The 22294-nt window shown below is 73.7% G+C and carries 19 protein-coding genes; 4 read left to right on the top strand and 15 right to left on the bottom strand.

The features are described 5' to 3' along the window. The first annotated feature begins 227 nt into the window (after positions 1 to 227). Positions 228 to 1844, top strand: a complete 1617-nt coding sequence (locus AB0A94_RS21760; RefSeq protein WP_361746670.1) for a helix-turn-helix domain-containing protein — start codon at positions 228 to 230, stop codon at positions 1842 to 1844. A 6-nt stretch (positions 1845 to 1850) separates the two neighbouring features. Here the strand turns inward: AB0A94_RS21760 and AB0A94_RS21755 are convergent, their stop codons facing one another. Both AB0A94_RS21755 and AB0A94_RS21750 read right to left on the bottom strand, forming a co-directional pair. After that, positions 1851 to 3593 (bottom strand): pyruvate dehydrogenase, encoded by a 1743-nt coding sequence (locus AB0A94_RS21755; RefSeq protein ID WP_361746614.1) that lies wholly within the window; start codon positions 3591 to 3593, stop codon positions 1851 to 1853. A gap of 67 nt (positions 3594 to 3660) precedes the next feature. Continuing rightward, positions 3661 to 5118, bottom strand: a complete 1458-nt coding sequence (locus tag AB0A94_RS21750) for a protein phosphatase 2C domain-containing protein (protein WP_361746612.1) — start codon at positions 5116 to 5118, stop codon at positions 3661 to 3663. A 172-nt stretch (positions 5119 to 5290) separates the two neighbouring features. On the opposite strand from AB0A94_RS21750, the gene AB0A94_RS21745 reads away from it, so the two are divergent. Then, a complete protein-coding gene (locus tag AB0A94_RS21745) occupies positions 5291 to 5773 on the top strand; it encodes a DUF456 domain-containing protein (RefSeq protein WP_361746609.1) in 483 nt (160 codons plus the stop codon). 10 nt (positions 5774 to 5783) lie between these two features. Here AB0A94_RS21745 and AB0A94_RS21740 read toward each other — a convergent pair whose 3' ends face one another. The 5 genes from AB0A94_RS21740 to AB0A94_RS21720 form a co-directional block, all read right to left on the bottom strand. Beyond that, positions 5784 to 6281: a methylated-DNA--[protein]-cysteine S-methyltransferase gene (locus AB0A94_RS21740; RefSeq protein WP_361746607.1), complete on the bottom strand. Its 498-nt coding sequence runs from the start codon at positions 6279 to 6281 to the stop codon at positions 5784 to 5786. A gap of 2 nt (positions 6282 to 6283) precedes the next feature. Further along, a complete protein-coding gene (locus AB0A94_RS21735; RefSeq protein WP_361746605.1) occupies positions 6284 to 7714 on the bottom strand; it encodes an AlkA N-terminal domain-containing protein in 1431 nt (476 codons plus the stop codon). Positions 7715 to 7723: 9 nt separating this feature from the next. After that, a complete protein-coding gene (gene rsgA, locus AB0A94_RS21730) occupies positions 7724 to 8821 on the bottom strand; it encodes a ribosome small subunit-dependent GTPase A (protein ID WP_361746603.1) in 1098 nt (365 codons plus the stop codon). A gap of 267 nt (positions 8822 to 9088) precedes the next feature. Then, positions 9089 to 10549 carry a cellulose binding domain-containing protein gene (locus AB0A94_RS21725; RefSeq protein ID WP_361746601.1) on the bottom strand — a complete coding sequence of 487 codons (1461 nt, stop codon included), beginning with the start codon at positions 10547 to 10549 and terminating at the stop codon, positions 9089 to 9091. 229 nt (positions 10550 to 10778) lie between these two features. After that, complete coding sequence (locus AB0A94_RS21720; protein ID WP_361746599.1) at positions 10779 to 12101, bottom strand: radical SAM protein; 1323 nt, start codon at positions 12099 to 12101, stop codon at positions 10779 to 10781. 155 nt (positions 12102 to 12256) lie between these two features. Between AB0A94_RS21720 and AB0A94_RS21715 the strand changes: the two genes are divergently transcribed. Then, positions 12257 to 13513 carry a D-arabinono-1,4-lactone oxidase gene (locus tag AB0A94_RS21715; RefSeq protein WP_361746596.1) on the top strand — a complete coding sequence of 419 codons (1257 nt, stop codon included), beginning with the start codon at positions 12257 to 12259 and terminating at the stop codon, positions 13511 to 13513. 158 nt (positions 13514 to 13671) lie between these two features. On the opposite strand, the gene AB0A94_RS21710 is transcribed toward AB0A94_RS21715, so the two are convergent. Further along, complete coding sequence (locus AB0A94_RS21710; protein WP_361746594.1) at positions 13672 to 14181, bottom strand: hypothetical protein; 510 nt, start codon at positions 14179 to 14181, stop codon at positions 13672 to 13674. After that, complete coding sequence (locus tag AB0A94_RS21705; protein WP_361746591.1) at positions 14178 to 15902, bottom strand: PHP domain-containing protein; 1725 nt, start codon at positions 15900 to 15902, stop codon at positions 14178 to 14180. The genes AB0A94_RS21710 and AB0A94_RS21705 overlap by 4 nt, the downstream gene beginning before the upstream one ends. Before the next feature lie 170 nt (positions 15903 to 16072). On the opposite strand from AB0A94_RS21705, the gene AB0A94_RS21700 reads away from it, so the two are divergent. Further along, a complete protein-coding gene (locus tag AB0A94_RS21700) occupies positions 16073 to 16651 on the top strand; it encodes a TetR-like C-terminal domain-containing protein (protein WP_361746668.1) in 579 nt (192 codons plus the stop codon). Between the two features lie 22 nt (positions 16652 to 16673). On the opposite strand, the gene AB0A94_RS21695 is transcribed toward AB0A94_RS21700, so the two are convergent. The 6 genes from AB0A94_RS21695 to AB0A94_RS21670 all read right to left on the bottom strand — a co-directional run bounded on the left by AB0A94_RS21695 (position 16674) and on the right by AB0A94_RS21670 (position 22278). Then, a complete protein-coding gene (locus tag AB0A94_RS21695) occupies positions 16674 to 17462 on the bottom strand; it encodes an isocitrate lyase/phosphoenolpyruvate mutase family protein (protein WP_361746589.1) in 789 nt (262 codons plus the stop codon). After that, positions 17459 to 17920 carry a hypothetical protein gene (locus AB0A94_RS21690; RefSeq protein ID WP_361746587.1) on the bottom strand — a complete coding sequence of 154 codons (462 nt, stop codon included), beginning with the start codon at positions 17918 to 17920 and terminating at the stop codon, positions 17459 to 17461. Before AB0A94_RS21690 ends, AB0A94_RS21695 begins: the two co-directional genes overlap by 4 nt. 108 nt (positions 17921 to 18028) lie before the next feature. Then, positions 18029 to 19099, bottom strand: a complete 1071-nt coding sequence (locus tag AB0A94_RS21685; RefSeq protein ID WP_361746586.1) for a rhamnogalacturonan acetylesterase — start codon at positions 19097 to 19099, stop codon at positions 18029 to 18031. Continuing rightward, positions 19096 to 20508 (bottom strand): RICIN domain-containing protein, encoded by a 1413-nt coding sequence (locus AB0A94_RS21680; protein WP_361746584.1) that lies wholly within the window; start codon positions 20506 to 20508, stop codon positions 19096 to 19098. Before AB0A94_RS21680 ends, AB0A94_RS21685 begins: the two co-directional genes overlap by 4 nt. Before the next feature lies 1 nt (position 20509). Then, positions 20510 to 21598, bottom strand: a complete 1089-nt coding sequence (locus tag AB0A94_RS21675) for a glycoside hydrolase family 43 protein (RefSeq protein WP_361746582.1) — start codon at positions 21596 to 21598, stop codon at positions 20510 to 20512. A 131-nt stretch (positions 21599 to 21729) separates the two neighbouring features. After that, the gene (locus tag AB0A94_RS21670) at positions 21730 to 22278 is read right to left on the bottom strand and encodes an AAA family ATPase (protein ID WP_361746580.1); all 549 of its coding nucleotides are present in this window, start codon (positions 22276 to 22278) and stop codon (positions 21730 to 21732) included. Positions 22279 to 22294: the final 16 nt, after the last annotated feature.

Here is a 22294-nt window from a genome sequence, read left to right as displayed (position 1 = left end):
GTGATGGAATGACGGGGCGGTGCGCCGTGACGGCCCGGACGGTCCGTCCGGCGGCCGTCGGGCGGTTCGCGGTACCAAGAGCATCAGCCGTCTCAGGAGGCGGGCGCAAGCGTCGTCGCCGGTTTCGCCGGCATGGAACCGTCCCAGCCCGTCCGACGTGCAGGTACAGGGGGTGCCTGGGATGCCGTCCCAGGGCCCGGCCGGGGTCATACGAGTGCGGGGTGACGGTGTCGGCACAGGACGACGTGGCGGAGTTCGCGGCGCTGCTGCGGGAGCTGAAGGAACGTACGGACCGCAGTTACGGCTCGCTGGCCCGCCGCCTCGGCATGAACACCTCGACGCTGCACCGCTACTGCGCGGGTGAGGCGGTCCCCGTCGACTTCGCGCCCGTGGAGCGCTTCGCCGCCCTGTGCGGCGCGTCGCGGGCGGAACGCGTGGACCTCCACCACCGCTGGCTCCGCGCGGTGGAGGCACGCCGGCGTCCGCGCACGGCGACCGGCTCGGCCGAGGCGGACGCGGCGCCGGGCTCCGAATCCGAATCCGGCTCCGAATCCGAATCCGGCTCCGACTCCGGCTCCGGCTCCGACTCCGGCTCCGGCTCCGGCTCCGGCTCCGGCGAGCAGCGCACCGCGCCGCGGGAACGGACGGACGACGACGCCCCCGCCACCCCGGAAGCAGAGCGCGCCGCCCCCGGGGAGCCGGCTGCCGGGGAGGGCGCGCCCGACGAGGTCACCGGTGGGCCGCCGGCCGACGGGCTCGGTGGCCGACCCGCCGGACACGGTGCCGCCGACGGCCCGCACACGGCTGCCGCCCCGGTACGGCAGACCGCCGAACCCCCCGGGCCCGCGGGTCCCCCCTCGGGTGACGGGGACGTGGTGAGCGGGCCGTCGGACGAGGGGGCGGGACGTCCGCGGCCCTGGTACCGGCGGCACCGGCGGGCCGCCGTCGCCCTGGCCGCCGTATGCGCGTTGCTCGCGACCGTGGGGAGTCTGTCCGCGCTGCCGGACGGGCAGCGGCCGTCCGCCTCCGCCGGGCGGGGGCCCACCGCCACTCCCCCGGGCGCGTCCGCGACGACCGGTCCCGCCGCGCCGCGCGGTCGCACGCCCTCACCCACCCCGTCCGCCCCGGGCTCCACGACACCGGAGGAACGCCCCTCCTCCCCCGGGCCGCGACGGAGCACCTCCGCCCCCACCACGGCTCCGGAGGGGTCCGCGCCCGTCGGGGCGCCGCCGCTCACCTGGTCCGCCGACTCCCAGGCCTGGGCGTACGGATGCGGGCACGATTACGTCGTGGCCAAGCCGCCGGAGCAGGTCCCGCCGCCGCCGGTCCCGCAGGACGCCGGGACCTGGGCGGCGACGCAGTCGGCCGTGCACGGGGGCGAGACGCTGGTGGAGCTGTCGGTGCAGGGCACCTCCGACACGGCCGTCGTCCTCACCGCGCTGCGCGTCCGCGTGGCCGGGCGCGCCGATCCCGCGCCGGGGAACGCGTACGCCATGGACCAGGGCTGCGGCGGCGCGCTCACCCCGCGCTACTTCGACGTGGACCTGGACAAGGACCGGCCGCTCGCCCGCGCGGTCGCCGGGAACGACGCCGGTACGCCGATCCCGGCCGTGCGGATGCCCTACCGGGTCTCCGCGACCGACCCGGAGGTGCTGCTGGTCACCGCCCGGACCGCGCACTGCGACTGCCGCTGGTACCTGGAGCTGGACTGGTCCTCGCAGGGCCGTACCGGCACGGTCCGCGTCGACGACCGGGGCCGCCCGTTCCGCACCAGCGGCATCGCGGGCCTGCCCCACTACGAGTACGACACCTCGGCACGCGGCTGGAAGCCCCGGGAGCGGTGAACCCCCTTACGGCCGGGGCACGTTGCGCAGGTTGGAGCGGGCCATCTGGAGCATCCGGCCGACGCCTCCGTCCAGCACGATCTTGGAGGCGGACAGGGCGAAACCGGTCACCATCTCCTTGCTGATCCTCGGCGGGATGGACAGCGCGTTGGGGTCGGTGACGACGTCGACGAGGGCCGGGCCCTTGTGCTTGAACGCGGACTTCAGCGCCCCGGCCAGCTCCTTCGGCTTCTCCACCCGCACCCCGTGGGCGCCGCAGGCGCGGGCGACGGCGGCGAAGTCGGGGTTCTTCATGGCGGTGCCGTGCGAGGGCAGGCCGGCGACCAGCATCTCCAACTCCACCATGCTCAGGGAGGAGTTGTTGAACAGGACCACCTTCACCGGCAGGTCGTACTGCACCAGGGTGAGGAAGTCCCCCATCAGCATGGTGAACCCGCCGTCGCCGGACATCGACACCACCTGCCGGCCCCGGTCGGTGAACTGCGCCCCGATCGCCATCGGCAGCGCGTTCGCCATCGAGCCGTGGGAGAAGGAACCGATCACCCGGCGACGGCCGTTGGGCGAGATGTAGCGGGCCGCCCAGACGTTGCACATGCCGGTGTCGACGGTGAACACCGCGTCGTCGTCGGCCAGCTCGTCCAGTACGGACGCCACGTACTCGGGGTGGATCGGCACGTGCTTGTCCACCTTCCGCGTGTACGCCTTCACCACCCCCTCCAGCGCGTCCGCGTGCTTCCTCAGCATCCGGTCGAGGAACTTCCGGTCGTCCTTGGTGCGAACCCGCGGCGTCAGACAGCGCAGGGTCTCCTTCACGTCGCCCCACACGGCGAGGTCGAGCTTGGAGCGCCGGCCGAGGTTCTCGGGCCGCACGTCGACCTGGACGATCTTCACGTCGTCGGGGAGGAAGGCGTTGTACGGGAAGTCGGTGCCGAGCAGGATCAGCAGGTCGCACTCGTGGGTGGCCTCGTAGGCGGCGCCGTAGCCGAGCAGTCCGCTCATGCCGACGTCGTACGGGTTGTCGTACTGGATCCACTCCTTGCCGCGCAGGGCGTGCCCGACCGGGGACTTGATCTTGCCCGCGAACTCCATGACCTCGGCGTGCGCGCCCTTGGTGCCGGCGCCGCAGAACAGCGTGACCTTCTCCGCCTCGTCGATCATGTCGACGAGGCGGTCGATCTCGGCGTCGCCGGGGCGGACCGTGGGCCGGGAGGTGACGAGGGCGGTCTCGAGGGGCTTCTCGGGGGCGGCGTGGTCGGCGATGTCGCCCGGGAGGGTGACGACGCTGACGCCGGAGCGGCCGACGGCGTGCTGGACGGCGGTCTGCAGCAGTCGGGGCATCTGCCGCGGGCTGGAGATCATCTCGCTGTAGTGGCTGCACTCGCGGAACAGCTGCTCGGGATGGGTCTCCTGGAAGTAGCCGAGGCCGATCTCGCCGGACGGGATGTGGGAGGCGAGGGCGAGGACCGGGGCCATGGAGCGGTGGGCGTCGTACAGGCCGTTGATGAGGTGGAGGTTGCCGGGTCCGCAGGAGCCGGCGCAGGCGGCCAGCCTGCCGGTGATCTGGGCCTCGGCGCCGGCGGCGAAGGCGGCGGTCTCCTCGTGGCGGACGTGGATCCAGTCGATGGCGGCGTTGCGGCGCACGGCGTCGACGACGGGGTTGAGGCTGTCGCCGACGACTCCGTAGAGGCGTTTGACCCCCGCGCGGGTGAGGATGTCGACGAACTGTTCCGCGACGTTCTGTTTGGCCATGGTTTCCCGTCTGCCCCTCCGGCGCCGAAGATGCCTGACGGGTTCCATGAATTCACACCGGGAGCGCTCACGCCTCCCAGACGGCGACGGCCGTACGGTCGTCCGCGTATCCCTTGACGCGTACCTGGGTGTCGGCGAGGAACGCGGCGAGGCCGGGTGGTTCGGGGCGGGACCACCGGTCGGCGAGGTGCGCGCGGAGCTCCCGTTCGCCGCGCAGGGGGTCGGCGAGGCCGGTGCCGCACATCAGCAGGGTGTCACCCGGGCGGGCGATGGAGGTGCGGAAGCGGAAGGGTTCGCGGGGCGGTTCGGGGGCGGGCTCGTACGGGCTCGGGGGCGTGGGGATGCCCAGGTCCATGGTGAGGAGGTCGCCGTCGGGGGTCTCGGAGGGCGGCGAGCCGAAGCCGACGACGGGTTCGCCCCTGGTCTCGGTGGGCTCGGGTTCGATGTCCTGCCATGCGCCGTCCCGCAGCCGGAACAGTCCGCCGGGGCCGACGCCGAAGAAGACCCGGGTGCGGCATGCGGGGTCGGCGGACAGGAGGAGGCAGCGCAGGGTGGCCGCGTGGGCGTCGGGTTCGAGGCCCCGATCGGCCGCGTCGGCGCGGAGCCTGCCGAGGCTGCGGTCGGTGAGGCGGTGCAGGCCGGACTTGAGGTCGCCGCGCCGGGCGGCCCTGATGTCGTCGACGAGGCGGGCGTGGCTGCGGCCCACCGCCTCGCCGATCCATCGGCAGGCCTCGGCGGCGGCCCGGTGGGCCCCGGGCGCGGTCCGGGCGCCGGTCGCCAGCGCCACGAGGACGAGGGCCCGCTCCCCCGTTCCGAACCGGGCGGTCAGCAGCGCGTCGCGGCGCGGTTCGCCCCGGTAGCGCGCGGAGTCCCCGCGCACGGAGGCGGCGCGCAGGGTGCAGGCGCCGTAGCGGGCCCCGTCCAGCACGGTGTCCGGGACCAGGTCGTCCAGTGCGTCGGGGTCGGCCGGCGGGAGGGCGGTGGGCTCGGCGTCGTAGGTGGGCGGCCGGGATCCCACGTGGGCGCGGGACGGGAGCGGGCCCGGGAGTGGTCCGAGGCGGGAGGGGCGGGGGGCGGATGCGTCCGCGGGCTCCGGGGCCGTGGGCGGTGGCGGGGGCTCGGTGGCGGGGGTCCAGGGGCCGAAGGCCGTGCCGGAGGTGGAGGCGGCCGGGGGCTGTGACGGTTGCGGCCGGGACGGGCGGGGGGTCCTCGGGGGGAAGGTCACCGGGTCCGCGGCCGCGGCGGCCGGGGGTTCCCAGGGGGCGCGGGGCGGGGGGTCGGCGGGTCGTGGCGGGAGGTCCGCCGGTGCGGCGGGGGCGGCCGGACGGGGGCCCGGGACCGTCGGGGCGGGGGGTGGGCCGGCCGGGGCGGGCCCACCCGCGTCGAGCGTGCCGGACGCCGAGGCGAAGCGGTCGTCCAGGGAATCGGGCGCCGGTGCGGGGCCCGTGTCGTCGGTGGCGTCGTCGTACAGCTGCCGCCACCAGTCGTCCTCGGGACCGGTGGGCCTTCCCCCCTGCTGACTCATGGTCCCGATTGTCCCCCGCACGGGCCGGATGAGAACGGGGCATCGGGAAAATCCCCGTCCCGCGGCGTGCCCCGGACGGCCGGTCGGGTGAACGGCGGGACGGCTGTGCGACGAGGGCGTCGCGGCCCGTTTCCGCCCTGCGCCGCTCTCCGTGCTCCTGCACCCTGGAGGAATGGGAGCGTGGGACCTCCTGCTCGCCGGACTGGTGCTCCTGCTCGGACTGTGGGGAGTGCTGCTGCCGGGGGTGCCCGGGTCGTGGCTGGTGTGGGCCGGGGTCCTGTGGTGGGCGCTGAAGGATCCGCGGCCCGTCGCGTGGTGGGTGCTGGTGGGGGCGACCGTGGTGCTGTTCCTGTCCCAGGTGGTGCGCTGGGCGCTGCCGCCCCGCCGGCTGCGGGCGGGCGGCGACGACGGCCGGATGCTGGCGTACGCGGGCTGCGGCTCGTTCGCCGGTTTCGTCCTGCTGCCCGTGATCGGCGCGGTCCCGGGCTTCCTCACCGGGGTCTACCTCTTCGAGCGGCTCCGCCTCGGCCGCCGCCGCGAGGCGGTCGCGGCGGCGCGCACGGCGCTGCGCTCGGGCGGCTGGAGCGTGCTGACGGAACTGTTCACCTGCCAGCTGATCACGGCGGCCTGGCTGGGCGCGGTGTTCTGGGGCTGACCCCCTCGGCTCACGGCAGCGGGACGCCCTCGTGGGTGAGCAGCCGCACCTTGCGCTCCAGCCCGCCGGCGTATCCGGTCAGCGAGCCGTCGGCGCCGATCACCCGGTGGCAGGGGCGGACGATGAGCAGCGGGTTCGCGCCGATCGCGCCGCCGACGGCCCGCACGGCGGCGCGGGGCGCGCCGATCCGGGCCGCGATCTCGCCGTAGGACACGGTCGCCCCGTAGGGGACGTCGTCGAGCGCGGCCCACACCCTCTCCCGGAACGGGGTGCCGACGGCGCTCACGGCCAGCCGGAACTCCTTGAGGTCGCCGGCGAAGTACGCGGTGAGCTGCCGCTCGGCCTCGCGGAACGGTCCGGGGTCGCGCCGCCAGTCGTCCGCCGGCGTGCGTCCGCCCTTCTGTCCGGGCACGGACAGCGAGGTCAGCTCGCCGGTCGGGGCGGCGGTGAGCAGCAGCGGCCCGACAGGGCTGTCCACCCGCGTCCAGTACGTGGTCGTGGTCGTCATGGTCACTCCAACTCCCCTGCGGCGCGCAGGTGGTTCAGGGCGTACGAGCGCCAGGGGCGCCAGCTGTCGGGAACGCCGGGTCCGGGCGGGGCCACGTCCGGGTCGCCGAGCGCGCGGGTGCGGATCCCGGCGATCGTACGGTCGTCGAGGCCGGGGACGGCGGCCAGGGCGGCCTCGGCCTCGTCCCGGTCGGCGCCGGGTCCGAGGCGTACGGTGCCGTCGGCGAGGGCGGCGGTGAGCGCGCCCAGGGTGCCGCCGGGCTCGGCCCCGGCGAGGACGGCGGCTTCGGGGAACAGGTGGGTGAGGGTGCCGCACGGGGCGTCGAGCCGCTTGCCGTACCGCTGGACCAGCCGTGCGGCCTCGTCCCGGCCCACCAGCGCGCGCACCGCCAGCTCCTCCGGGTCGGCCGCTCCCGGTGAGCGCAGTCCGGGCCGGGCGGCGACCAGCGGGGCGAGCCGGGCGTCGGCGCCGAGCCGTTCGTCGACGGCGTACGGGTCGGCGTCCAGGTCGAACAGCCGCCGCAGGCGTTGTACGGCGGTGGTCAGGTCGCGGAGGTCGGTGAGGTGGACGCGGGCGTCGAGCCAGCCGCCGGGGTGGGCGCCCCGCCCGGTGTGCGGGCGTTCGTCGACGGCGGCGATGCCGGTGCCGTGGGGCAGGCGCAGGGTGCGCCGGTAGGTGCGGGTGCCCGGGGTGCCGCTCACGTCCTCGACGCCGGGGACGGCCTCGCGCTCCAGCAGGTCGAAGACGGGTCCCGCCGGGTAGGGGCCGCGGTGGGCGAGCCGCAGGGGGATTCCGGCGGACGGGGTGGCGGTGCGCGCCCGGTGGGGCGCGGAGGCGCGCAGCTCGCTGGGGGTGGTGGCGTACACGGCCCGTACGGTGTCGTTGAACTGCCGCACGCTGGCGAATCCGGCGGCGAAGGCGATCTCGGTGACCGGCAGGCCGGTGGTCTGCAGGAGCACGCGGGCGGCGTGCGCCCGCTGGGCGCGGGCGAGCGCGACGGGCCCGGCGCCGAGCTCGCCGGTGAGCTGGCGCTGCACCTGGCGGGCGCTGTAGCCGAGCCGTGCGGCGAGTCCGGCGACGCCCTCGCGGTCGACGACGCCGTCGGCGATCAGCCGCATGGCCCGGCCGACGACGTCGGCCCGCACGTTCCACTCGGCGGAGCCGGGCACGGCGTCCGGGCGGCAGCGCCGGCAGGCGCGGAACCCGGAGCCCTGCGCGGCGGCGGCGGTCGCGAAGAACCGCACGTTGGACCGCTTCGGGGTGACGGCGGGGCAGCTGGGACGGCAGTAGATCCCGGTCGTCTCGACGGCGAAGAAGAACACCCCGTCGAACCGGGCGTCCCGGCTGCGCACCGCCTCGTACCTGCTGTCCTCGTCCTTCACACCGTCCAGTCTCCGCCGGCCGGGAGGTCCCGGCTGGCGGAAATCGGACATGGAGGTGCGCTACCGCAGGCGGCCCCGCTTGGCCTCCATCGCCGCCTTGCCGATGGCGCCCTTGCGCTTCCAGTCCTTGCGGATCTCCGCGCGGAGCCTGGCGTCGGTCTTGGCGACGATGTACTGGTTCTCCCGGAGCAGCTTGCGGTAGCTCTCCAGGCGGCGCTGCGGCAGGTCACCGGTCTCGATGGCGTCGAGGACGGCACAGCCCGGTTCGCTCTCGTGGGCGCAGTCCTGGAACCGGCAGCGCTCGGCGAGCTCCTCGATCTCGGCGAACACCTGGCCGACGCCGGCTCCGGCGTCCCACAGGCCGACGCCCCTGAGGCCCGGTGTGTCGATGAGGACTCCCCCGCCGGGCAGCGCCAGCAGGTTGCGGGTGGTCGTGGTGTGGCGGCCCTTGCCGTCGACGTCCCGGATGGCCCGGACGTCCATGACGTCCTCGCCGAGGAGCGCGTTGGCCAGGGTGGACTTGCCGGCGCCGGACTGCCCGAGCAGCACCGACGTACCGCCGGCGGTGATCGCGGCGAGGACGTCGAGTCCGTCCCCGTCCCGCGCGCTGACGGTGAGCACCGGCACGCCGGGCGCGCTGGTCTCCACGTCCTGGACGAGGTGCGCGCGGGTCACCGCGTCCGGCACGAGGTCGGCCTTGGTGAGGACGACCACCGGCTGCGCCCCGGACTCCCAGGCGAGCGCGAGGAAGCGTTCGATCCGGGCCAGGTCGAGTTCGGCGGCGAGGGAGACGGCGACGACGGCGTGGTCGACGTTGGCGGCGAGGATCTGCCCCTCGGACCGCTTGGAGGAGGTGGAGCGCACGAAGGCGGTACGGCGCGGCAGGTACGCGCGGACGTAGCGCGGGTTCCCGCCGGGTTCGACGGCGACCCAGTCGCCCGTGCACACGACCCGCAGGGGGTCGTGCGGGGTGACGAAGGCGGTGTCGGCGCGCAGGGTGCCGCCGGCGGTGACGACGTCGCACTGGCCGCGGTCGACCCGGATCACACGGCCGGGCAGTAGCCCTTCCGCGTCGTGGGGGGCGAACGCGTCCGCCCAGGCGTCGTCCCAGCCGTAGGGGGCGAGCGCGGAGGAAACGGAGGTGGAACTGGAACTCAAGGGGGTGACCCTTCAGGTGGGTGGCCCCGGCGGCCGCGCGTACGCATTCGTACGCGGACGGGAAAAGGGTGAGGTCAGCCGGTGGCCACGGAGGTGGACGTGATGGATTCCTGAATGCGGGCAGCGCCCGGCGCAATGACAGCCATCGGTCGACACCTCCTCACTCCGCGAACGGTCCGGTACGGCGGCGCACGGCCACCGTGTGATCCGGGGCAACATTAGCCCGCGGCCGCCCCGGCCGGTCAAGTCGTTTTTCCTCGCGCCGCTTCACACGGTCGCGCAGGTACGGCCGTTGAGCGTGAAGCCGGACGGCGGGCGGTTCGTGCCGTCGCGGGAAGCGAGGAAGCCGAAGGCGAGTTTCCCGCCGGCGGCGATCGACTTGTTGTAGTCGGCGGCGGTGGCGGTGACGTGGGAGCCGTCCTGGTCGAGCGAGGCGTCCCACGCCTGGGTGACCCGCTGGCCGTCGGGGAAGGCGAAGCCGACGCGCCAGGAGTCGAGGGGGTCGCGTGTGGTGACGGTGACGGTGGCCTGGAAGCCGTCGGGCCACTGGTTGACCAGGTCGTAGTCGGCCCGGCAGGCGGCCGGTTCGCCGTCGGCGGTGGCGGAGGAGGTGCCCTGGGGTTCGGGATCGGGGTTCTCCCGGTCCGGGGTGCGCTCGGGGGTGTGCCCGGCGGACGGCTTGGCGGACGGGGACGGGGTGTCCGGGGAGGCCGTGGGCGCGGAGGGCAGGGAGGGTCCGGGGTCGGCCACCGGTTGCCGGTCGGTGCCGGGGCGTGCGGCGCCCTCGTCGGCCGTGCCGCCGAACGGCATCAGGGAGACCGCGAGCGCGAGGAGGGAGACCAGGAGGGCGGCGACCAGCAGACCGTGCCGGGCGACGCGCGTCCTGCCCGTACCGCCCGCCGGGTCGCCGCCGTCCGCGTCGGGTCGGTCCGGGCGGCCGGCCCCGAGCCGTACCTCGGCGGCGCGGCGGCGGCGTTCCAGGTAGGCGAGGCCGCCCCAGCCGATCACCCCGCCGGCCAGCGCGCCGGGCAGTCCCCCGCCGTGCAGCCGCAGGCAGGCGGCGGCCTCGGCGCACCGGTGGCAGGTGGCGAGGTGCCGGGAGAGGTCGTCGGGGGTGTCCGCGGCGGGCGAGCGGGTGACGGCGTCGAGGAGCCGGGCGTAGCTGCGGCACTCGGCGTCCAGGGGCGAGTCGAGGTGGTTGCGGTGGCAGCGGTCCCGGAACAGGCGGCCGACCTGGGCGAGTTCGTCGGCCGCGGTGGCGGGGTCGAGGCCGAGCCGGCGGGCCACCAGGGGCAGCGGCAGGGACTCCGCCTCGGCCAGCCAGAGCAGTTCGGCGTCCGCCGGCTGCAGATCGCGCAGTCCGCGCAGGGCGACCGGGCGTTCCAGTGGCGGGCCGGTGTGGCGGGCGGCCCGGTCGGAGTGGAGCCACAGCCGCAGGTCGGGGTCGAGCTTGTGTCCCTGCCCCGCCTCTTCCCAGGCGGCCGCCGTGCTGCGGACCGCCGTCAGCAGCAGGGGTATCCGGGGCAGCCGGGAGGGACGGCGGCCGCGGACGCTGCCCGACTCGGCCTCGCGCAGCTCCCGTATGCCCTGTGCGAAGGCCTCGCGGGCCAGTTCCGCCGCGGCGGCGGACCCGGCCGTGCACAGGTCGGCGTAGGAGAGCGCCGCGTCCCAGCACTCGGTGAACAGCGCCGCCTCGACGGCGTCCTGGGGGCTCGGCAGGTCGGGCATGGGACTCCCGCATCACGAACGAGGTCAACTCGCCATAGGGGCAGTGGAGTTGGGGAAACCTCGCGGCAGTGGCAGAGCTTTTCACGTTCCCGACACAACTGACAAGCGCTTCCCTCACTTTGCGTGGCGGCGTGGCCACCCCTCGCGGGGACCCTACGCACGGAAGGCCGGAACGTCTCGGTGCCGGCCTTCCGAATCCTTGTGAAAGGGCGCTGGGAGCCCCGGTGCCTCAGACCGCCCCGGCGGACTCCTGCGCCGGGAGGCTGTCCATGAAGGAGCTGACGGAGAACACCGCGTTGCCGGGTCCGGGCGGGCCGTAGCCGGGGGGCGAGGAGAGGCCGAAGTCCTCCATGGTCTGCCGGTACGCCTGGAGCAGCCGGATGTGGTACTCCAGCGGGGCGCCCTGCGGGTTGGCCTTGCCGAGCGGGGTGGTGGGCTCCGGGCACCAGGTGGTGAAGCGGGGCGTGATGCCGTGCGACATGAAGAAGCGCAGGCCCTCGGTGGTGGAGGCGATGGCCTCGTCGACCGTCTTGAAGCCGAAGGGCTCGGCCATCTCCACACCGGCCACGAAGTTCGGGATCACGTTGCGCGCGCCGAAGACCTCAGCGGAGTCGAGGATGCGCCGGTGCCACTCGTCGCGGCCGACGTAGCGCTCCTTGCCGGGGCAGTACATCTTGAACAGGTACTCGTCCCACACCTCGTAGTTGGGGTGGTAGATCTGCACGCCGTAGTCCTTGAACCGCTGCACGTCGTCCCTGGGCAGCGCCTGGGCGACGACCTTGCCGATCCAGCGGCCGGGGAAGCGCTCCTCGATGGCCTTGGCGTAGTGGCCGTAGAAGTCGGCCTCGTCACGTCCGGAGACGGTCTTGGTGATCGCGCCGCCGGTGAGGGTGTAGGCGGTGGACGCCTTCGCCGTGTCGTACCGGTCGATGATCTCGAGGGCCTCGAGGACCTCCTCGACGTCCTTCACCCCGGTGTAGGGCCGGCCCGCCGCCTTGTGCTGGCGCCAGTTGTGATTGATGTCGCAGTACTGGCACTCCTCCTTGGCGCCGAAGTACTGGCAGACCCGGAAGACGGTCAGGTAGATCAGGTAGCCCCACTGGATGGTGGGGGCGACCTCCATGACCGACTTCCCGTTGGACAGGGTGTGCCGGTAGTACTCGGGCATGGGCGGCACGCCGACGTCCGAGATGCGCTTCCCGTCGAGGTAGAGGCCGAGCACGCCGTGCTCGTCGGCGGCGACGCGGTAGGGGGAGGCCGGGTTCACGCGGACGGACACGACCGTGCGGCGCAGGTCGTACGGTCCGCCGGTGAGGATGATCTCCTCCGGCGGGCGGCGCAGCGCGGCCTCGCCCAGCTCGGGCAGGGTGCCGTGGTCGAAGGAGAAGATGAAGTACGACTTCGGTTTGACCTCGCCGCCCTCGTTGTCACTGAGCGCGGACGGGTCGAAGGCCACACCGCCGCGCAGCAGGTCCTCCTTGAAGACGGCTTCGCGCGGCACGTGCGGGAACCGCTCCATCAGATCCTCGACCAGCGCGGTACGGCTGCCCATCCCGTTGTTCTCCTCCCGGTTCGGACGTACGACTCCTCACGGTATGCCCCCGCTCGGACGTCCGGGGTGCCGGGTCCCCCCACAGGGCGTGGTCCACGCGCGAGGTAGGTTCCGGCGGGGACCTTTTCGGCCCCGAGGGTCAGGAGGGACGAGGGATGACCGAGAGCGTGACCAACTGGGCGGGCAACATCACGTACGCCGCCAAGGAGCTGCACCGCCCGCACAGCGCGAACGCGCTGCAGAACCTGGTCGCCGGGAGCTCGCGGGTGCGGGTCCTGGGCAGCGGGCACTCCTTCAACGAGATCGTCGAGCCCGGCGAGGACGGTGTCCTGCTCTCCCTCGACGCGCTGCCCCCCGAGATCGACGTGGACACGACCGCCCGGACGGTACGGGTCGGGGGCGGCGTGCGCTACGCCGAGCTGGCCCGCGAGGTGCACCGGCACGGGCTGGCGCTGGCGAACATGGCGTCGCTGCCGCACATCTCGGTGGCCGGGTCGGTCGCCACCGGCACCCATGGCTCCGGCGTCGGCAACGGGCCGCTGGCCTCGTCCGTGCGCGCGGTGGAGATGGTGGTGGCGGACGGTTCCAGGGGGCGGTTCACGCAAGGGGTGACGAACCTCTTCGGCGGTGTGGTCACCTCGCTGGGCGCGCTCGGTGTCGTCACCGCGCTCACCCTGGGCCTGGAGCCGGCCTTCGAGGTCGAGCAGCGCGTGTTCACCGAGATGCCCCTGGAGGGGCTGGACCAGGCCACGTTCGAGGCGGTGATGTCGGCGGCGTACAGCGTGAGCCTGTTCACCGACTGGCGGGCGCCGGGCTTCCGCCAGGTGTGGGTGAAGCGGCGCACCGACCAGCCGCTGCCGGACTTCCCCTGGGCGGCTCCGGCGACGGAGAAGATGCACCCGGTGCCGGGCATGCCGGCGGTGAACTGCACCGAGCAGTTCGGGGTGCCGGGGCCCTGGCACGAGCGGCTGCCGCACTTCCGGGCGGAGTTCACCCCGAGCAGCGGCGCGGAACTCCAGTCGGAGTACCTGATGCCGCGGGAGTCGGCCCTCGCCGCGCTGCACGCGCTGGACGGGATCCGGGAGACGGTCGCCCCGGTGCTGCAGACGTGCGAGGTGCGCACCGTCGCCGCCGACGACCAGTGGCTCGGCCCCTCCTACGGCCGGGACACGGTGGCCGTCCACTTCACCTGGATCGAGGACACGCGGGCGGTGCTGCCGGTGGTGCGGCGGGTGGAGGAGGCGCTGGCGCCGTTCGACGCGCGGCCCCACTGGGGGAAGGTGTTCACCACCCCGGCGGCGGAGCTGCGCGCCCGCTACCCGCGGATGAACGACTTCCGGAACACCGTCGACGATCTGGACCCGCGGCGCAAGTTCACCAACGCCTTCGTGCGGGACGTCCTGGGCGGCTGATCCCGGGCCGCGCCGAGCCACTGGCCCCGGGCCGCGTCCGGACCTTCGTCAAGCCCCCTTCCGAAGCCCTTGCCGAAGGTCCGGTTCCCCGGTACCACCTGTGGCCCGGGCCCGCCGGGTCCTCCTCCGTCTTCCCGGAGCCGCGCGACTGACGGGGCTCAGTGGTCCGCGCAGCAGGGCGTGGGGTCCGGGACCTCGAACGGCACGAGGGTGCCGCCCAGGGCCGGAGTGGCGGCGAGGACGAGTTCGTCCCGCTGCCACAGCGGCCGCACGTGGTCACGGGTCACCATGCGCGTGTCCGGGTCGGGCGGCCCGGGCGTGCCCAGGACCGTCACGCGGGCGATCGCGGAGCGTTCGACGAGCTCCCCGACCGTCATCGTGCCGGTGAGGGCGGAGACACCCGGGTAGAGCACCGCGCGCCCCACCTCGTCGGGCAGGCCCGGGGAGACGGCGCCGTACCCCGCGAGCCGCTCCCGGAGGGTGTCCGGGAGCGGCCGCGAGGGCAGGGACAGGGACACGACGACGCGCGGACGGTCGTCGCGCACCAGGTGGGTGCAGCCGAACGTGTCCTCGGGGAGGTCGAGTCCGGCTGCCATCCGGTGCAGCAGGCGGTCGGCGTCGAGCAGGTCCTCGATGCCCGCGTCCACGGTGAGGGCGTACGGCGTCACGACGGCAGGACCCACACCGGGTTGGAGTAGAACCACAGGTCGCGCCACGGGTCGGCGTCGCCCACGACGTCGAGGGCGGGGCCCGCCGGGTCGACCTCGGCGCCCATGGCGCCGACGGCGGACCGGTTGCCGTCGGTGCCGCGCAGCCGGACGTACACCGGGCGGTCGACGCGGCCGAGGTCGAAGGTGACGCGGACGGTGCCGGCCGACTTGTCGATGTCGTACGACCGGGCGACCTTCGCCGTGGGCGCGGTGAACGTGTCCTTGTCGGCGACCGGGCCGGTCACGTCGCCCTGGATGACGTCGACGCGGGCGAGCCTGGGGGTGAACCCGGCCCAGTTGTTGCCGCCGGCGAGGGCGATGTCGGCGGTCAGCGTGACCTTGGTGCCCTTGCGCACGTGCAGGGCGCCGCCGAGGGTGGCCCAGCGGCTGCCGCCGGAGACGCGGACGTCGAGGCCGCTGATGAGCTGGCCGTGGTCGACCCAGATGCGGCCGGCGCGGATGCCGTCCATGACGGCGGCGTAGGAGAAGCCGTCGGCGCCGACGTGGGTGCGGCTGTACTGGCCGGGCCAGTAGTCGTTCTCGGTGAGGTCGATCTGTCCGGCGTAGACCGGGTCGTCATAGCGGCCGTTGGCGTTGAAGTCGCCGCCGCCGCGGGCGCCGGTGTCGCCGTACACCTGGTGGGAGTCGGAGTTGGCGGTGATCCACCAGGGGCGGCCCTCGGCCAGGAGGCTGTCCCACAGGCCGCCGACGGTGGCGGTCATCCAGTCGAAGCCGCCCCAGGTGCGGTAGCTCTCCAGCGGGTAGCCGGCGAAGGAGTTGGCACTCGGGCCGCCGTCGTAGATGCCGCGGGCCCCGCCCGGGCCGAGCGGCGCCGGCAGACCGCCCGCCTGGTGGCCGGGGGCGCCCTCGAAGCCGACGGCGATCTGCCGGTCGCCGGTGCCGGTCGCGTCGCGCCAGGCGCGGATCTCGTGCGGGGAGTCGATGCCCTTGCGCGCCGGGTGGTTGGCGAGCATCAGGGCGTCCTTGACCTTGCGCCGTCTGACCTGCTCGGCGAGGAAGTTCAGCCCGGCGATGGCGAGCGCCTCGTTGGCCGGGGTGGAGGAGGATGCGCCCTTGACGCTGCCGTCGTAGTCGGTCTCGAACTGCTTGAGGACGGAGACCTCGTTGCGGCCCGGGTGGACGAAGACGGTGCCGTGCTCGGCGGCCGGGATGTTCCACTCCAGGCCCTGGAAGACGAGGGTGTCCTCGTACGCGTCGCGGGCCTCGAGGATGTCCGGGTTGACCTTGTCCACGCCGATCCTGGCGTGGGTGCTGCCGCCGTGGTCGGTGATGACCAGCCAGTCCATGCCGTGCCGGGCGCCCTGGCGGACCTGGTCGGTGACGCGGTACTTGCCGTCGCTGCTGTACTGGGTGTGGATGTGGTGGTCGCCCGCCAGCCACAGGAAGCCCTTGCTCCTGCTCTTGCCGCGGCCGCCGTCACCCGCCGCGTGGGCGGGCGTGGCCGCGCCGGCGCCGGCGGGGAGCACGGTGCCGGCCGCGAGGCCCGCGCCGAGCAGCCCGGCCCGGCGCAGCAGCGTACGGCGGGACTTCTGCTCGGGGTTCAGCGCCTCGTCGGGCACCGAGGTGTCGAAGGCGGCGGGCAGCGGGGCCGTCGTCTCGTGCTGGTGGTCGTGTCCGTGATGGTGGTGATGGTGCCCGTGTGCGTGCCCGTGACCCATGAAGTGCCTCCTCGATACCGCGGCGCGACGACGCCGCGTGTGGAGGATCGAGGAGGCGCATGAACGTTGAACAACTTGCGGATGAGCGCTGGATGCCCCGGACACGGCGGCTCGCTCACATCTGCTCGATAGGCTGGGCGCTTCCTGTCGGGTCTGCTTCGGAGGCCTCCATTCCACGCGCCGGACTCACCGCCGACCGTCTCGTCGCGGCCGCCGCCGACCTCGCCGACGAGGCGGGCTACGAGAACGTCACCCTGTCCGCGCTGGCCCGGCGTTTCGGTGTGAAGGACGCGAGCCTCTACGCCCACGTGCGCGGACTGCGGGACCTGCGCACCCGGCTGGCCCTGCTGGCCGGCGGGGAGATGATCGACCGGATCGCGGCGGCGGTCGCCGGACGGACCGGCAAGGAGGCGCTGGCCGCCTTCGCGAACGCCTACCGGGAGTACGCCCTGGCCCACCCGGGCCGTTACGCCGCCACCCAGCTCCCCCCGCACCAGTTCCCGGTCACCGGCTCCCCCGTCCTGCGCCGCACCGCCGAGATCACCTACGGCCTGCTCCGGGCGTACGGCCTGCGGGAACCCGACCTCACCGACGCCGTGCGCCTGCTGCGCAGCACCTTCCACGGCTACTGCGCCCTGGAGTCCGCCGGCGCCTTCGGCGACCCCAGGGACGTCCGGGCGTCCTGGGACAGGGTGGTCGACGCCCTGCACATCGCTCTGGTGAACTGGCCTCGCGACGCGGCGGACTGACCGGCGGGGGCGCGTGCCGACGTCACCCGGGGGAAGCCGTGCCGTCGCTCTCGCCGCGGTCCCTCCGGCTCAGCGACTGGATCTCCTCGTACGACGGTGCCGTGCCCGCCGGTTCCCGGCCCGCCCTGATGCCGGCCGCCGTCTCCACCGCCGCCCCCAGGGCCCGCCGGTACAGCAGCGAGCCGAGGCTGATCCGGCGGACGCCGAGGTCGGCGAGGTGGGGGACGGAGGGGCCGGTGGGCGAGTAGAGGATGTTGAGGGGGACGCCGTCCAGACCGCGCACCAGGGCGGCGATCTCCCGGGGGCCGGTGAGGCCGGGGACGAACACGCCGTGCGCGCCCGCCCGGACGTAGGCGTCGAGGCGGCGGGTGGTGTCCTCCCCGTCGCCGAGCCAGTACGTGTCGGTGCGGGCGTTCACGAAGAGGCCGGGGGCCGCCGCCCGGACGGCGGCGATCTTCGCCGCGTGCCGGTCGGCGGGGCCGAGTCCGTCCTCCAGGTTGATGCCGGCGGTGCCCAGCACGTAGAGCTCCCGGGCCAGTTCGGCGACCTCGTCCGGGTCGTCGCCGAAGCCGCCCTCCGCGTCGACGGAGAGCAGGAACGGCCCCGAGCCGAGGGTGAGCGCGAGCCGCAGCGTCTCCTCCCGGGTGGCCGCGGCCCCGTCGGGCAGCCCGGCCGCCGCGGCGACGGCCAGGCTGGTGGTGCCGACGGCCCGGAAGCCGTGGGCGGCGAGGGCGTGGGCGGAGGCGTGGTCCCAGGCGTTGGGCAGCAGCAGGGGCTCGTCCGCGTGGTGGAGGTCGGCGAAGGCGGTCATGACAGGTCTCCCACGGCGTCGGCGTAGTAGGCGGACTCGGTGAGGTGGCGGGCGAGTTCGCGGAAGCTCCAGCCCTCGCCGGGCGAGTCGTCGAGCTGTTCGTCGGTGAGCGCGTCGAGGCGGTTGGCCCAAACGCGGGCGAGCCGGGTGAGGCGGCTGCGGGCCTCGTCGAGGTCCTGCGGGGTGAAGGGGGCGAGGTCGGCCTCGGTGGTGATCAGGGAGGCGTGCCAGTGGTCGGGCTGCGGCTCCTCACCGGCGAGCCGGGCCTCCAGCTCCGCGAGGTGGTCGATCAGGTGGTCGGCGACGCGGCGGATCGCCTTGTGCGGGGTGTGGACGCGGCCGTCGGCGTGTACGGGTTCGCCGTTCCAGCGGGTCCAGCCGGCGGCCAGGGCGAGGACGTGGTCGACCATGCCGGTGACGGCCGCGGAGGGGGTGGCGGTCTGCGGGTTCTCGTTCATGCGGCAACGCTAGGAGCGGGACGCTTCGGCGCCGGCCGAACTGTCCGTGTCCCGCGGGGAGGCACGGGCCTGGGGCGCCCCGGTTCCGGTCGGAGCGCCCCAGGGGTCTCATCCCACCCTGACCTTGCCCTTGGGCACCAGACGCAGGTGCAGCAGTTCCTCCCGGACCAGGTCCGCGTACACGGTGGCGCCGTGCACGGAGGTGTGCGTGTTGTCCCGTTTCTCGTTGGAGAGGTACAGCGCCTTGGAGCCCTCCACGCCGAGGGACTCCACCAGCGCCTTGGTCCGCGCCGTGAGGTCGATCAGCGGGACGTCCCGGTCGGCGGCGACGGAGCGGACGACGGCCGGGTGGTCGACGCCGAGCCCGTTGACCAGCAGGGCTGTGTTGTTGTTCAGGGTGCCGTCGGCGTTGAACCAGCGCCGCACGACCGGGGTCACGAGCACCGGCTCGCCGCCCCGCTCCCGCACGCCCGCCACCAGGGTCTCGAGGCCTGCCCGGTAGGTCGCCTCGTCGGTGGTCTTGTCGTTGTGGGCGAGCTGGATCAGGACGAGGTCGCCGCGCCGGATCAGTGGCCGGACGGTGTCCCACAGGAGCGGGTTCCCGAGATAGCTGACCGTACTCTCCCCGGAGTCCGCGTAGTTGGCCACGGACAGTCCCTTGCGCAGGTACTGGGGCAGTTGCTGGCCCCAGCCGGAGTACGGGTCGCCGGGCTGGTCGCAGACCGTGGAGTCGCCGACCAGGAGGACCTGCCGGGCGTGCCGGGCCGGGGTGACCCGGATGCCGGCGAGTGCGGGCGCGGTTCCGCCGACGGTGAGGTCGAGGCCGGGGGTGCCCTCGGCGCCGAGGGGCTCGCCCTCGGGTGTGCGGACGTTCACGGTGAAGCTCCGCACGACACGTTCCCCGGCCGCCGCGGCGGTCTCCGGGAGCAGGGCGCGCCGGGTCTCGCCGCCGATGGCGGTGCTGGACGCCAGGTCGCCGCCGAGGGTGACCCGTACGTCGTAGGTGCCGGGCGGCAGGTCGAAGTGGCAGGCGGTGGCCGTGCAGTTCTCGATGCCGGGGGCGGGCGGACGCTCCCTGTGCTGCTGGGCCTGTGCCTGGGCCGGTACGGCCGACAGGCCGATGCCCAGCGCCACGGCCGCCGTCACGGCGGTCCGGCCGAGCGCGCGGCCCCGTCTCATGTCCCGCGTGTCCACTGCTGGTTGGTCCCTCCGTTGCAGGTGTACGTGATGATCGCGGCGGAGTTGGCGGTGGACGCGCCGTTCACGTCCAGGCACTCGCCGGTGGCGCGGGACATGACGGTGACGTAGGAGCCGGTGGTGGTGACGGACCACTGCTGGCCGGTGGCGGAGGCGTCGCAGTCCTCCTGCGTGACCGTGCTCGCGTTCTCCTGCACGCACAGGCTACTGCCGCGGACCACCAGCTGGTGGTGGCCGCCGCCGACGGACTTGAACCAGTACTTCTGGTTGCCGCCGCCGTTGCAGTCGTACTGCTTGATCTGGGCGCCCTGCCAGAGCGACTGGCCGGTCACGTCCGCGCACCTGCCGCTGTGCCGCGCGATCAGCGTGTTATAGGTGGCGGCGGTGCCGTTGACCGTCCCGGCGGCCGTGTCGACGGTGACCTCGGGCGACCAGGACATCGACATCGACGTGGACGACGGGAAGGTCAGCGGCAGCCACACGTACCGGGAGTCGTTGACGGTCCCGCCGAAGGAGTTGCCCCAGCGGTCGCCCAGGTACAGGTACGAGGTGCCGGAGGTGCCCTGCACCGGCAGGACGTACGCGGTCTGGGAACCGAAGGCGGTCGAATCGCCGACGTTGCGCATCGCGGACCAGGGGCCGGAGAGGCTGGTGGCGGTGGCGTACTGCTGCTGGTTGGGGTTCCAGCCGGTGGCGCCCGAGGTCAGCATGAAGTAGACGCCGTTCCGCTTGAACAGGGCCGGGGCCTCGCGGTGGCCGCCGGGCCAGGGGTTGGCGACCAGGCTCGCGATGCCGGTGTGGTCGGCGGTGAGCCGGTAGATGTGCAGGTCGTAGTTCTCGCGGGCGGCGGAGACCATGTAGCCGGTGCCGTCGGTGTCCGTGAAGACGGTGATGTCGCGGGACATGTGCTGTCCCAGCGGCCGGAAGCTGCCCCGCCAGGTGTAGTCGCCGTCCACGGTGCCGGAGACGGCGACGGCGGCGCGGGCCTCGCTGTAGTCGCTGCCGTTCTCCTTGTGCATCCACATCACGAACTGGCCGGTGGACGCGTTGTACATGACCTTGGGCCGCTCGATGTTGGCGGTGGTGAGTTCGGGATGGCTCGCCTCGGTCAGGACCTGGTTGCGGAACTCCCAGTTCTTCAGGTCGGTGGAGCGGTAGGCGTCCACGGAACGGAAGGTGTTGTCGGCGTTGCGGTGCTCGCCGAACCAGTAGTAGTACGCGCCGACCTTGAGGACGCCGCCGCCGTGGGCGTGCACGGGACTTCCCGAACGGTCGGTGAACTGCGTGCCGTTGGCGATCGTCTGCGGAGCGGCCTGGGCAGGCCCGGCGGTGGCCAGGGCACCGGCGAGCGCGAGGCAGAGGGCGAGCAGTACGGCGTACGCGCGTCTCATGTCACGCCCCCTCCCCCGTCGCGGTGTCGGCCACGGGGACGCCGAAGTCGGGGGTGCCGTCCGCCTTCCAGCCGAGTTTCTGGACGCGGGTGTGGCGGTTGGGGTCGTCCAGCGGGTCGCCGGTGATCTCCTTGTACTGGCGGGCGTGGTAGACGAGGACGTCGGTACGGCCGTCCTCGGCGACGGTGAAGCAGTTGTGGCCGGGCCCGTACTGCCGGGTCGTGTCGTTGCTGGTGAAGACGGGGACGGGTGACTTGGCCCAGCTCGCCGGGTCCATGAGGTCGCTGTCCTCGTCGGCGGTCAGCAGCCCCACGCAGTAGTGGTGGTCGGTGGCGCTGGCCGAGTAGGTCATGAACAGCCGGCCGTTGCGGTGCAGGACGTACGGCCCCTCGTTGACGGCGAAGCCGATGCGCTCCCAGTCGTACTCGGGGGTGGTCAGCCGCACCTGGGGGCCGGTCAGGGTCCAGGGGTTCGCCATCTCGGAGAGCCAGACGGCGGTGTTGTTGTCCATGCCGGGTTCGTGCTGGGCCCAGGCGAGGTAGCGGGTGCCGCGGTGGGCGAAGGTGGTGGCGTCCAGGGAGAAGGTCTCCCACGCGGTCTTGATCTGCCCCTTCTCGACCCAGGTGCCCTTGAAGGGGTCGGGGTGGGCGTTCTCCAGGACCCAGATGCGGATCGCCCACACGTCCTCGGCGGGCGCGGCGGCGAAGTAGACGTACCACTTGCCGGCGACGCGGTGCATCTCCGGCGCCCAGATGTGGGCGCCCATGTCGCCGGTGGGGTGCGCCCGCCAGATCACGGACTCGGGGGCGCCGCCGAGCCCGTTGAGGGTACGGGAGCGGCGCAGGACGATCCGGTCGTACTCGGGTGCGGTGGCGGTGAAGTAGTAGAAGCCGTCGGTGTGCCGGGTGATGTGCGGGTCGGCGCGGTGGGGAACGAGCGGGTTCACGTACGGGGCTGCCTTCGGGTGGGCGGCGGCGTGGGCGGCCACGGGGGTGGTGGCGGCCAGGGCGCCCGCGGCGAGGGCACCCTTCAGCAGGAGTCTGCGGGCGGGGGGCGGGGGCGGGTCGGGCAGGTCGGCGGTGCGGCTCATGCGGACTGCCTCTCGTGGGGAAGATGACATGCATTCGCTGTTCGATGTGCCGAACATCATCTGAGATGACGAACGTCGAAAAGGTAAGGGCGTGTCACGGAGAGGTCAACGGGTCCGACGGGACGGACCGGTCACGGCCGTGCCGGCCCGACGGCCCAGCCGGTGGCGGCCACCACCTCCCGCGCGATGTCCGCGACGGACCGTCCGTCCGTCACCACCCGCACCGTCCCCGCCGGGGCCCGCCGGTCCAGGAGCCGCGCCTTGCGGGCGCTGCCCGCCAGCTCCCGCTCCAGCTCCGAACCGAGTTCCCGGCCCGTCAGCCGCTCACGGGCGGTGGCGTCCGACGCGGTGAGCAGGACGCGCACGATCCCCACCCCCGCCCCCATGGCACGCTCGAACATGCCCGTCGCCTCGGGCAGCACACTCACGGTGTTCGTGTAGACGAGGCGCCGGTAACCCAGCCGGGCGAAGTTGGCCCAGACGGCGGTCAGATTGCTCTCGGTGATCCCCGAGCGGTCGGGGTCCCCCTCCGGCGCCGGATGCACCTGCCCCATGTAGTCACCCTCGACGATCGCGTGGGAGACGGCCGCGGCCCGCAGCCGCGCCGAGACCTCCCACGCCACGGTCGTCTTGCCGGCACCGGCTCGTCCTCCGATGAGCAGCGCTTCCGCCTGGTCCATGCGGGCAGCGTGCCAG

Origin of the sequence: Streptomyces sp. NPDC044984, from assembly GCF_040646935.1 — a bacterium.
GTDB lineage: Bacteria > Actinomycetota > Actinomycetes > Streptomycetales > Streptomycetaceae > Streptomyces.
This window is presented reverse-complemented; position numbering and strand designations above follow the sequence as displayed.

Coding starts and splice junctions, on each gene's coding strand:
- AB0A94_RS21735 (WP_361746605.1), bottom strand. CDS start 7,714: ATGTCCGATTTCCGCCAGCCGGGACCTCCCGGCCGGCGGAGACTGGAC.
- AB0A94_RS21675 (WP_361746582.1), bottom strand. CDS start 21,598: ATGAGCCGCACCGCCGACCTGCCCGACCCGCCCCCGCCCCCCGCCCGC.
- AB0A94_RS21715 (WP_361746596.1), top strand. CDS start 12,257: ATGACCGAGAGCGTGACCAACTGGGCGGGCAACATCACGTACGCCGCC.
- AB0A94_RS21690 (WP_361746587.1), bottom strand. CDS start 17,920: ATGAACGAGAACCCGCAGACCGCCACCCCCTCCGCGGCCGTCACCGGC.
- AB0A94_RS21720 (WP_361746599.1), bottom strand. CDS start 12,101: ATGGGCAGCCGTACCGCGCTGGTCGAGGATCTGATGGAGCGGTTCCCG.
- AB0A94_RS21670 (WP_361746580.1), bottom strand. CDS start 22,278: ATGGACCAGGCGGAAGCGCTGCTCATCGGAGGACGAGCCGGTGCCGGC.
- AB0A94_RS21740 (WP_361746607.1), bottom strand. CDS start 6,281: ATGACGACCACGACCACGTACTGGACGCGGGTGGACAGCCCTGTCGGG.
- AB0A94_RS21705 (WP_361746591.1), bottom strand. CDS start 15,902: ATGGGTCACGGGCACGCACACGGGCACCATCACCACCATCACGGACAC.
- AB0A94_RS21750 (WP_361746612.1), bottom strand. CDS start 5,118: ATGAGTCAGCAGGGGGGAAGGCCCACCGGTCCCGAGGACGACTGGTGG.
- AB0A94_RS21680 (WP_361746584.1), bottom strand. CDS start 20,508: ATGAGACGCGCGTACGCCGTACTGCTCGCCCTCTGCCTCGCGCTCGCC.
- AB0A94_RS21695 (WP_361746589.1), bottom strand. CDS start 17,462: ATGACCGCCTTCGCCGACCTCCACCACGCGGACGAGCCCCTGCTGCTG.
- AB0A94_RS21755 (WP_361746614.1), bottom strand. CDS start 3,593: ATGGCCAAACAGAACGTCGCGGAACAGTTCGTCGACATCCTCACCCGC.
- AB0A94_RS21725 (WP_361746601.1), bottom strand. CDS start 10,549: ATGCCCGACCTGCCGAGCCCCCAGGACGCCGTCGAGGCGGCGCTGTTC.
- AB0A94_RS21745 (WP_361746609.1), top strand. CDS start 5,291: ATGGGAGCGTGGGACCTCCTGCTCGCCGGACTGGTGCTCCTGCTCGGA.
- AB0A94_RS21685 (WP_361746586.1), bottom strand. CDS start 19,099: ATGAGACGGGGCCGCGCGCTCGGCCGGACCGCCGTGACGGCGGCCGTG.